Source organism: Paraglaciecola sp. 20A4 (genome assembly GCF_011378905.1).
GTDB lineage: Bacteria > Pseudomonadota > Gammaproteobacteria > Enterobacterales > Alteromonadaceae > Paraglaciecola.
This window is the reverse complement of sequence record NZ_WTPY01000030.1, coordinates 48192-58669: the sequence shown is the minus strand read 5'-3', so window position 1 is coordinate 58669 and position 10478 is coordinate 48192. Positions and strand designations below refer to the sequence as shown.

The window sequence follows — 10478 nt, the reverse complement described above, 5'->3', positions numbered from 1 at the left end:
CACGACAAACCTAGCTCGTCAAATAACTCGTCAAATTTTTTTCAACTGGTTAAAAAACATTCACGATCTCGCCCTGGTTCTGACCCCGATAATATTTTATTTAACTTTGTTCTGACCCCGATAATATTTAACTTTGTTCTGACCCCGATAATATTTGTTCTGACCCCGATAATATTTTTAACGCACATTATTCCAGGGCCCATCCTCAATCGTAAGGGCTTGAAATAAATTAACGCTTGGTGAGGGTAAATCCCACCCTGAAACAGGTAGATTTTTTTATACTATTTTAAAATGGATGTCTCTGTAAATATTAGCAATTAAAAACTACCAGTTCAGATCAATATTAGTGATGCTATTGTCCCGTAAACAAGTCGCAAAACTTTCTCTTAGCGTGCTGTACTATTCCGGCACTTGCTCCGGCATTTGCGCTATAACAAAGAAGATTAAGCTGAGTTTGACGTGAAGAGTATTATATTCTCAGAACTTAAATCGTACAAAAAACAAGCAAAATGTATTATCTAGGTTAAACTTGGATCACAGTAGGTTGACGTTAATTCTATTGATATACAAGTTGGCGTGGGTGGGAGACCAGTTATGCTGACACGTTACAAGGAAAGGTTATGAAAACCGACAGATATAAACTGATTTTTCTATTTGCACTAAGCTTATTTTGGTTGTCTGCATGTAGTTTGAACGTTGATGTTTCGGAAGACGACGAACCCATATTTGGCTCTAGCGTGTATGAATTGTTTGTGATTCAACAAGATATGGACGAAGCCTTCAATATATTATTTGTACCTGATGCATCGTATGGCGATCTATCTATTTTAGCGAATAGACAGCTGTTTGTAGATGATATTACCAATGCCATAGAAAATGGCTACTGGCAGAATCAGGGGTATTATCGCAACTTAGCACGCTTTAATTATTACTACAGTATTGACGCTGGAAGCGTTGTGGCTAATTCACCTGTTAATGGTGTTTTTCAGTGCCCAACAGTGACATGGCCGAATTCTGTTAATACCGACGGTACGTTCGCTGACGCAACGTTATTGATTCACTCTAATGAGTTACGCGATTGCGCTAACCCTTCATCAGGTCGTGCAACAGCTGAACCAACAAGCTATAGAACGATAGTTCATGAAACATCTCATGCGTTGTTTGGGCTACCTGACGAATATTGCTGCGATTCAAATTACTCAACCAACGTCCCCGTTTTATATGCTACCGAGGCTGCTTGTGAAGGTGATGCGACAAATGCGTCTTGGCGAAATTGTGTTAGTTTTATTGCGGCACGAGACGGTAACGATTGGTGGCGATCAGAGGGCAACATCACGACTGACGCAATCATGTTGTCAGGGGGAGACACGGTGTGGGAATTTGGTCCCGCGGATTGGGTCATCATGGAAGCTGCTTATCTTTCGCTTCCTGGCGCAACGTCTGCTGTAACGCCTTTAATCTTTGCACCATCTAATTGGGATCGCCCAGAATAGAGGAATATGATGATGAAATATTTACTATTATTTTCGATAACATTGTTCTCTGTGGTAACAATCGCTCAAACAAATGATTTGGGTGTATCTAAAGCACCTAGCTTTGCACCATTAAACCAACATAACACGCTAGAAAAACCCAATTCATATCAAAGGGTTGCGCTATTAAATATTAAACTGATGTATGAAAACGGTGAGGTTGTCGGGGCCGAACTTGTTCGTTCAAAAGTTGTCGCTTCAGTTGCTCCAAAGGTATTTGCTCGTCAAATGGGTGACTGGCAAGTGTACATTGGTGAAAATGAAAAGAACGTATTTTATGTAAATGACCCGGGGTATTTAGAAGCAGAAAACGAGCCTGAAGACAAAGTTCCTTATCATTATGTATCTCAAGGTGCTGAAGTACAGTGGGATTTGGTTGTCCCCCTGTATAGGAATGGCCAAAAAATTGATGCTTCAACCATTTCAATACAGCGTGTCAGCGATGGAAAGCCAATTTTACAAAGCAAATTCTAACTTTGTTAAGCATGGTCATTTTTTGCGTCACGCTTAGGGGGTAGTGGCCTCGTGAACTCGGCCACTACAAAAAAACCTACTGGAACACACTTTAGTTAGCTGGCTCAATCCCTGCAAATTTGATTGAGCGAATGGTCGAGCATTCTTTTGTACTGGTGGTAACTAAGATGTCCAAAAAAGACCAGCAGTCAATTTTGGTACACCTTTGATTTTTCTCACTTGTATTCTTATTTGCTGACCTTAGCAATATATTTATCGACTTGTTTAGCCTATATAGGTAAAGGCAAGGCGCCCGTACCAATGACTACATCATGAAAGTCTTTGATATTAAACTTATCACCTAAAGCGGCTTTTGCTTTTTCTCTAAGCTCTAGTATTTTTATCATGCCTAACTTATAACCTAGTGCGTGCCCCAGATTAACAAAATAACGTTCAACTTCAGTGACTATATCGCCTTCACTAATAGGCGTGTTGTCACAAAAAGAATGAAAATATAGAGACACCCAAGATCAAAATGGTAAATTTTCAGGCTGAACTAGACTTCATTAACGTCTCATTTTTATCGAGTAGATTAGTTATGCCTCAGCCTCGAAAAAGCCAAATTAGTTTAATAGATACGCCCTATTTTATGCACAACATCCATGTCGTTCACTTCTTCGAAGCCAGCTAAAGCTGTTCAAATTTTATTCCCGATAAATTTGTCATTGTGTTTCCCCGATGTGTTCGCCAGTCATTCTTATGTGGTACGGCAGCCGCGCTGTAGATACGCATTCCGGGCACAGCTACGAGCATCGTCAGGGATGGGTAGAAGAGCGTTTGTTGTTTTTGTCTAGGGTATTTGCCATTGATAACGCGGCTACCGTATTTGTGCCTATGCAGTGATGAATAATCAGTAAAAATGTCGGGAGCATTTTACAACAGCTTTAGCTGGCCCTAAGGGCGTAAGGGCGTAAGGGCGTAAGGGCGTAAGGCAGGATGCCTGAAGTAGACGCATGTGGTGCTATATGTCGATAAAGCCTTGGCTGTTTGCTTAGATACCGATGGGGTGTTGAGGCGTTACCACAAACTACATAGAGGTACGTTGCTGACTCAGAAATTTATGAAAGGCGATACGGTGAGCCAAGGAGAGCTAATCTCATTTGATGGAACCGTTAAAACCTATCGAAAACGCTTGTACGACATAAGCTGGTTTATGCGTGTATGGCGTATGTGGACTTAAACCCCATCCGTGCAAAAATGGAAAAAACACCTGAAACGTCAAAGTACACCAGTATCAAAAAACGTACTCACGCCATTAAAAACCAACAACCTCAACCGAGTGTTTTGATGCCGTTTGTGGGAAATCCTCGTGAAAATATAACCCGAGGTCTAACTTATTCACTCACAGTCCTATTCTGCAAAGATTGGGATTAGAACCTGCTCAATGGTTAACGTTGACTACAGAGTTTGAAAAACACTTTTGTTACGCCGCAGGTGCGGAGCGAATGATGAATGCATTTAAACGCCACACTCATCATCAACGGCTCCGAGGGATGACCAAAGCGAAAGAGTTGTTAAAACGCGTATAAGACATTTCAACTAACACATCTCATGCATATCTTGTAGCGTTGACGCTTGCCCAAAAACTGACCTTACTCGCCCTTTCCTTCCTCAAGGCTCAATATTTCAGTAAAAACTCTCAATCATTCAGATCAAAAGTACCTTAACGCTTGTTGAGGGTAATCACCCCCCTCTCAGCAAAGGAGCTTTTTACACGACTTTAAAGATGGATGTCTTTGAAGTTTCTTTAGAGGCGGTGAAGATAATTAAATATGAGCAGTGGTTTATTCTGAACCATTACCATCAATAGATATTGCCTTTGCTGCTGTTTCGGTCTTAGCATAACTTAACCGTGATAAGCGCTGAGTTGTATGGTAACTATCTAAACCTGATAAGGCGACGGTATTTAATGATTCAATATCAATATAGCCGTCTTTTTTTATGGCGCTTTGTTGGCACAATATATCGGTGATTTCTCCTATCACAAACGACGTATTGTTAGCTTTGATAGGCACTATTTCTTGAAGTGTTAACAGATACTTGAGCTGACTTTCCTTTACAAATGGTGCGCCTACCCCCTCTATAAACTCTGTGGTTAAGCCTGTTTTTTCAAATTCACATTCGTTTTTAAGATAACGGGCTGAGGTTTGGTGGGCCGATTGCCAAATCTGCTGGTTCACTTGATTGATAGTGTATTGCTTTGTTGCTTTGATATTCTCCAAGGTATGCCTTTCAACACTGTCCGGGCGCATAATAAACCCAAGCAAAGCTGGTGAGGAACCAAGATGTGCCACCGAGCTAAATATGGCTAGGTTAGTTTGCTGCTGGTTATCTATTGTACCAATGAGGTTAGCGCTTTTAAAGCCAGAAAGACTATTAACAAGTTGGGCTCGATAACGATTGGACATGACTTGTAATTGACTGCTATTGATATGCTGCATAGTGACTACCTATGTTTCGTTATTTGGCGGTTGAAATGTATACACTGCGGTGGGTTACACAGATCAATCAGAACTTTAAAACCAAATTTATATAGACATATTGTCTTCATTACTCTTTCTTTACAGAGGCATTAAGGTAGCTTTTGTAATATCTTCATTGCGGTGTGACATTGTCGTTAGTATTTTGACAATCTAATTATGACAAGGGCTGTACGATGCGTTTTATCTTCTTTGTATTATTGCTTTTAGCGCTTAATCATTATGTTTTTGCGGAACAAATACGGGCTAGAGATTTAGGGATTACTCCGGGCGTGCTTGCCACTGGGCCGCTAAATTCGATTACCGATGTGTCAGGTGTCAAAGTGGGTCAAGTAACACTGCGCGGAAACAAAAACCAACATACTGGCGTTACGGCGATTATACCTGCTGAGGGCAATTTGCGTCAGAACAAAGTCCCTGGCGCAGTATACGTTGGCAACGGGTATGGAAAAATGGCGGGGATCAGCCAGGTGCAAGAACTCGGCGAGATAGAAACCCCCATTGTACTGACTAATACATTAAATGTGGCGGAAGGTATCGCAGGGGTGGTGGAGTGGACATTGCAACAACCAGGCAACGAAAACGTACGGTCTGTCAATGCTGTGGTCGGTGAAACAAATGATGGTTACCTAAACGATATTCGCGCACGTTTTGTCACCAAGCCCCAGGTGATACAAGCGATTAACCTTGCTGCAGACGGCAACGTTGCAGAAGGAAACGTCGGCGCCGGTACCGGAACTCGCGCATTTGGCTGGAAAGGCGGCATAGGCACTAGCAGCAGAGCCTTATCGGCAAGTTTAGGTGGTTACACTGTGGGAGTGTTGGTACAAAGTAACTTTGGTGGCATCTTGACGATTGATGGCTTAAAAGTGGGGGAAACCCTAGGTCAATATTATCTTAAAGATGCTGTAAATAACGACACTGCGGCCGACGGTAGTATTATGATTGTAGTGGCTACTGATGCCCCCTTAGAGCATCGAAATTTGTATCGATTGGCTAAACGAGCAATGGCAGGGGTTGCCAGAACCGGCGCCAGTTTAACAAATGGTTCCGGTGATTACGTTATCGCATTTTCGTCTGCCGACGCAGTAAGACGTTTCGCCGATGCACCGCCAAGCTTACAGCACGTTGTAAGTAACAATGATATGTCGCCGTTGTTTCAAGCGGTAAATGAAGCAACAGAAGAAGCGATTTACAATAGTTTACTGATGGCTATGGATGTAAACGGCCATCAAGGGGCTGTGAAAGCGCTGCCGATCACGGCCTTACGCAAAATTTTACATAAGAGCGTGCAATAAAACGGAGCGCTTTGGATAGCTTTACCGCAAAATCAGCCGGAATAGCACAGCCCTGCCCCACTCTTTTGAGCGTATCCGATTAAGCCTTGCGCATACTGAAATTAGCAAGGCTTAATCGAGTGACTCCTTTTCGCTCGCTGTCGACTATCAGCTCAATATAAATAACCGCAGGTGAGCACCTTTTGCATTGAGCTAAACCGACTTAGCAGATTGCGGTCGTAGGGTGAGCTTTGAGAATCTGAATATGGGCCGGTAGGTTGCTAAATATTTCATGGTACAGATAAAAACTTGCCATGCTAAATGCCATTTATAGAGGCGCTTAATAACCTACTAACCCCGTTTCATCATGCCTATTTATGCTTTTTGCTTGTTTCTAATACAGCGTTCTGATTCTTCAATTCAAAATTTAATTGGTTCGATGAGCTGGTACAACAAGCGCCAAATCGTCCAGTATTTAACATTTCCAAGAGACTTTAAAGCCAGATTTCCCGGAACGATTGTATTAAAAAATAACGCTTAGTTTAGCTATTTTAATCGACACGAAAAATGATGAGATAATAAATACTATAAGGCTATCAAATATTAAAAAGGGGAGTAGAATCCGCCCGTCTTACTTTTCACTTTAACAATTATGGCAATTGGATTTCACCAACAAAACGAAAAGGTTTTACTAAAGCTTTCTTTATATATGGCAGGGTTGTTTGTGTTCGTTGCATTTGGTTTTGCACTCATCACGCAATCAGGGGCAATATTATTTGACGGCGTTTATTCGCTTATCTCATTCTTTATGGCCCTTTTAACACTTAAAGTTGCGAACCTTGTGCAACTGCCCGATGACGATAGATTTCACTTTGGCTACACGGCTATTGAACCTACGTTAAACCTGTTTAAATCACTCATCATAATAGTAACCTGTCTGTACGCTGTCATTGGGGCTATAAATAGGCTCTTTGCCGGCGGTAATGCCGCTGAATATAATATAGCCATGTTTTATGGCGTGTTCGCAACTATTGGATGTTTTGCAATTTCTGTTTATATGAAGCATCGCAGCAAATCACTGCGTTCTGATTTGGTTAGTGTTGACGCCCATACTTGGTTTATTGACGCCGTATTGAGTGCGTCAATTCTATTAGGATTTATCATTGCTTATTGCCTTGAGAAATTTGGATTTGCAGCCTACGCACCATATGTCGATCCACTTTTATTGATTGTGCTGGGCGTCGCAATTCTTCCTGTGCCTTGCAAAATAATGTTAGACAGCCTTAACGAGGTCATTCATAAGGCACCACCGGAAACGGTCACATCAGTGATCGAGAAAAAGCTTAAACAAACTTTATCGACGGTTCCTTACGAGCATATAGAAGTGCGAATTAGCAAAAGTGGCAGAGATATTTATTTATTAGTGCATATTATTGTCGACGAATCGTTTAGCGTGGCAACCGTTCATGAACTTGATAATATTCGTAAAGAATCGGAAGCGGCTATGCGCGAATGGAATCCGTCGATCATCATGGACATTTTGTTTATTTGCGATCCTGATTTGGCTGACTAAAGTTTGCTATATCTAGCATAGTTTTCACTGATTTAGTGCACAGTCTGCGATGACAATTAGCCTTAAATATTCACGGGTACGAGGTACTTAGTGAGTCATCTAGTTGAGAGGCCGATTTAGTGAAACTTTTGGCGTTTAAAATCCAATGGCGAAGGTCTGCAAATTGGCAAATCGCCGCCTGTTGGATTTAGTGTAGGAAGCATGAAGTACTCGCTTTCTTTTGGATTACTAGCCCTCATATTTACGGTTAATCAGAGCGCTGCCCGCCTGACCGTATTTCACCTCCCTCCCAATTAGTCAAAACTCGGCAAGATATAACGAAACTGAGTATGCTCTTGCCAGCGCTCTGCCAAATTTAACAGTTGGTTATCACTGCCAAGTGGCCCAACAATTTGCATGCCAGCGGGTAACGGATTATCACTGAGCATGGGTAAAGACACAGCAGGCAAACCAGCTTGATTGGCAAAACTGGTTAAGTCTGCTTGATTGGCCGGTACAGGCTCTACAAACGAAAATGCCCTTTGTAAAACAGTAGGCATCAATATGGCGCAGCCTTGCTTGAATAACTGACGCGCGAATACTTTCGCGTTATCTAGCACCCGTTCGGATTGCATTATGTCCATGGGCGATTTTCGCTCAATATATGACAACATTCCGCGCATATACTCTGAGAACTTGTGCTGATTATGTTCCCAGTCATATTGATGCTCGACACGCATATCCGCTTCGCAAATGAGTAGACCAGCTCTGCGTGCAGCGGCAAAATCATAATTAGAAAAATCAAAATACTGAAGGGTAAACCCTAAGTCGGTAAACGCCGTTAAATTGGCGGCAAAGTCACTGGCAATATCAGGTGCAACGCCCAACTTCTCGAGGTTTTCAGGTACCAGTAATACTTTGTTGTCAGTGTAGGACAAGCGATTAAATGCGCTGAAATCTATAGACGCCGCACATCCTTCATCAAATGCTTTCATCACATTCAGTGCAAGACTCAAATCTTTCGCTGAGCGTGCTAGCGGGCCAATGTTGTCCATTATTCTGCTGCAGGTGACAGTGCCGTTGTTACTAACAGCGCCACGACTTGGTTTGAAACCAAAAATACCGCAATACGCCGCGGGAATACGCACCGAGCCCATGGTATCCGTGCCCAGTGTCAACCCAACCATACCAGATGCCACCGCAGCAGCAGAGCCACCCGACGAACCACCAGGGGTTATTCCGTGCTGGTGTGGGTTATGGCAATCACCGAAGTGCTCATTTTGGTTGGTCGCTCCCAGCGCACCTTCGTGCATATTGAGTTTGCCCAGCACTTGCACGCCGGTTTGCTTTAACCGGTTTACCACGAAAGCATCCTGTTTGGCCTGACGACCCACTCGCGTGGCCATGCCCGCTGTTGTAGCAAACCCTAGCACGTCAATATTATCTTTCACACCGATGCAAATCCCTTGAAACAAGGATTTCTCTAAAGAGCTGCCTTGCTCAAAATTCGGCATGGTGTAGCTGATAAAGGCATTTATCGACGGATTTACACGTTCAATCAAACCATGTTGCTCAGTGGCTAATTCTTGAGCAGAAATTTGCTTGTCTTTGATCAGCGCAATATGCGTACTCACATCTTGACTTAGAAGTGCGATATCCATTATTGAAACCTGTTATCGATTAAACGAATAGGTTTCTGCCTGATGTCCACTTGCGTTAATGGGGTTAGCTCTCCTTCACCTACTAAGGCTACTTTGACTTCGATGCCTATTTTACGTTTTAACAAATCACTATATGCCGCTAATAGTGAATCGCGCTGAGCAAGCGGCGTTGATACCTCTGCGGTCACTATCATTTCGTCCCGTCCGGTTTCATCACGGATCGCTTCACAAATAAATTCACCTAAAAATTCATCACGCTCCTCGAGCATCGGACCAACACCTTGCGGATAAATGTTGATCCCGCGCAGTTTAACCATATTGTCAGAGCGACCCATAAACCCTTTGATGCGTTTAAAGGGTAAATTAAGTGAGTTGTCGCCAGTAACTTCTTGGGTAATATCGTGGGTGTTAAAACGAATAATCGGGTAGACATCATCTTTGTATAAGCAGGTCACCACCATATTACCCGTTTCACCTGGTGTTACGGGCTCGTTACTATCGGTGTCAAGCAATTCTAAAAATTGGGCGTCTTCCCAAACGTACATGCCGCTATGATCAGGGCCTTCAGCGGCGATGGTGCCAGTATCGCCTACGCCGTACCAATCGAATAGCTCTGGATTACCCCAGGTTTTGGCGATGCTTTCACGACTTTCCATGCCTAGATGACCAATAATCATGTCAATTTTGATATCTTTGCCGGGGATCAAGCCTTCGTCTTTGGCTACATCGGCGAGTCTTTTTATATAATCAACAAAACCAACGAGTACATTCACACCAAACGTTTTCATTAGATTGACTTGTTGTACCGAACGGGTTTCAACACCTGTGCCTGCTGATAAAAACAAGGCGTTGGTGTATTTAGTGACGGCTTCGCGAATGTAGTGTCCACCGTTTATCATACCGTGACCATAGCAAGACTGTATTGTAGCAGCGGGTTTTAACCCCATAAATCGATACGATCGTGCCACGAGTAACGATTGCACTTCTCGACTTTTAGGTCCAAACAGCAAAGGTTGAGGGGTACCAGTGGTGCCACTGGTAGTATGAAAAACTAAAGGTGGACGCTGCTCAGGTGGTATACCATCTAGACCGTGAAAATCGCCAATAGGTGGGTATTTTTCAACACTGTCCATGATGTCTGACTTTGAAATCAGGGGCAGCTTTTCAATATCATCTAGGCTGTTAATATCAGTGGGTTTAATCCCCGCGTTTCCCCAGATGCGTTGGTAAAATGGGATCTCCCAAGCACGCTTTACCACCTGCATAAAACGGCTATTTTGCAATGCTTTTAGTTCACTTCGACTCATGCCTTCAAATTGCTCAAACACCGCATCACCCAAGGGGTAATCTTTCAGCATTTGGCTGTAATCAAAAGACTCAAAATAGGTCGGGTATGTTGCCTTTTTTACGTTATTTGGGGCATTGCTTGGTTTTTTTGCTGTGTTATCAATCGTATTATTCAT

The 10478-nt window shown here is 42.8% G+C and carries 8 protein-coding genes and 1 pseudogene; 5 read left to right on the top strand and 4 right to left on the bottom strand.

Translation table 11 applies throughout. The features are described from left to right. The first annotated feature begins 620 nt into the window (after positions 1 to 620). Together GQS54_RS19570 and GQS54_RS19565 are read left to right on the top strand one after the other, a co-directional pair. Complete coding sequence (locus GQS54_RS19570) at positions 621 to 1493, top strand: hypothetical protein (RefSeq protein ID WP_166425605.1); 873 nt, start codon at positions 621 to 623, stop codon at positions 1491 to 1493. A 6-nt stretch (positions 1494 to 1499) separates the two neighbouring features. Then, complete coding sequence (locus GQS54_RS19565; protein ID WP_166425604.1) at positions 1500 to 2006, top strand: hypothetical protein; 507 nt, start codon at positions 1500 to 1502, stop codon at positions 2004 to 2006. A gap of 269 nt (positions 2007 to 2275) precedes the next feature. Here the strand turns inward: GQS54_RS19565 and GQS54_RS19560 are convergent, their stop codons facing one another. After that, positions 2276 to 2509: a DUF885 family protein gene (locus GQS54_RS19560; protein WP_166425603.1), complete on the bottom strand. Its 234-nt coding sequence runs from the start codon at positions 2507 to 2509 to the stop codon at positions 2276 to 2278. Positions 2510 to 2691: 182 nt separating this feature from the next. Here GQS54_RS19560 and GQS54_RS23325 point away from each other — a divergent pair. Beyond that, positions 2692 to 3574 (top strand): annotated as a pseudogene (locus tag GQS54_RS23325) (transposase). Positions 3575 to 3829: 255 nt separating this feature from the next. Here GQS54_RS23325 and GQS54_RS19540 read toward each other — a convergent pair. Then, positions 3830 to 4486, bottom strand: coding sequence for a flavin reductase (locus tag GQS54_RS19540; protein WP_166425601.1), 657 nt, complete (start codon positions 4484 to 4486; stop codon positions 3830 to 3832). Positions 4487 to 4701: 215 nt separating this feature from the next. On the opposite strand from GQS54_RS19540, the gene GQS54_RS19535 reads away from it, so the two are divergent. Together GQS54_RS19535 and GQS54_RS19530 are read left to right on the top strand one after the other, a co-directional pair. Next, on the top strand, positions 4702 to 5823 hold the full coding sequence (locus tag GQS54_RS19535; RefSeq protein ID WP_166425600.1) for a P1 family peptidase: 1122 nt from the start codon (positions 4702 to 4704) through the stop codon (positions 5821 to 5823). A 631-nt stretch (positions 5824 to 6454) separates the two neighbouring features. Further along, positions 6455 to 7375, top strand: coding sequence for a cation diffusion facilitator family transporter (locus GQS54_RS19530; RefSeq protein WP_166425599.1), 921 nt, complete (start codon positions 6455 to 6457; stop codon positions 7373 to 7375). 293 nt (positions 7376 to 7668) lie between these two features. Here the strand turns inward: GQS54_RS19530 and GQS54_RS19525 are convergent, their stop codons facing one another. Both GQS54_RS19525 and GQS54_RS19520 read right to left on the bottom strand, forming a co-directional pair. After that, a complete protein-coding gene (locus tag GQS54_RS19525) occupies positions 7669 to 9015 on the bottom strand; it encodes an amidase (RefSeq protein WP_166425598.1) in 1347 nt (448 codons plus the stop codon). Next, a complete protein-coding gene (locus GQS54_RS19520; RefSeq protein ID WP_166425597.1) occupies positions 9015 to 10478 on the bottom strand; it encodes a phenylacetate--CoA ligase in 1464 nt (487 codons plus the stop codon). The genes GQS54_RS19525 and GQS54_RS19520 overlap by 1 nt, the downstream gene beginning before the upstream one ends.

Bases quoted from the DNA above. Each gene is read 5' to 3' on its own strand.
- GQS54_RS19570 (WP_166425605.1), top strand. From the start codon at position 621: ATGAAAACCGACAGATATAAACTGATTTTTCTATTTGCACTAAGCTTA.
- GQS54_RS19565 (WP_166425604.1), top strand. From the start codon at position 1,500: ATGATGATGAAATATTTACTATTATTTTCGATAACATTGTTCTCTGTG.
- GQS54_RS19540 (WP_166425601.1), bottom strand. From the start codon at position 4,486: ATGCAGCATATCAATAGCAGTCAATTACAAGTCATGTCCAATCGTTAT.
- GQS54_RS19535 (WP_166425600.1), top strand. From the start codon at position 4,702: ATGCGTTTTATCTTCTTTGTATTATTGCTTTTAGCGCTTAATCATTAT.
- GQS54_RS19530 (WP_166425599.1), top strand. From the start codon at position 6,455: ATGGCAATTGGATTTCACCAACAAAACGAAAAGGTTTTACTAAAGCTT.
- GQS54_RS19525 (WP_166425598.1), bottom strand. From the start codon at position 9,015: ATGGATATCGCACTTCTAAGTCAAGATGTGAGTACGCATATTGCGCTG.
- GQS54_RS19520 (WP_166425597.1), bottom strand. From the start codon at position 10,478: ATGAATAATACGATTGATAACACAGCAAAAAAACCAAGCAATGCCCCA.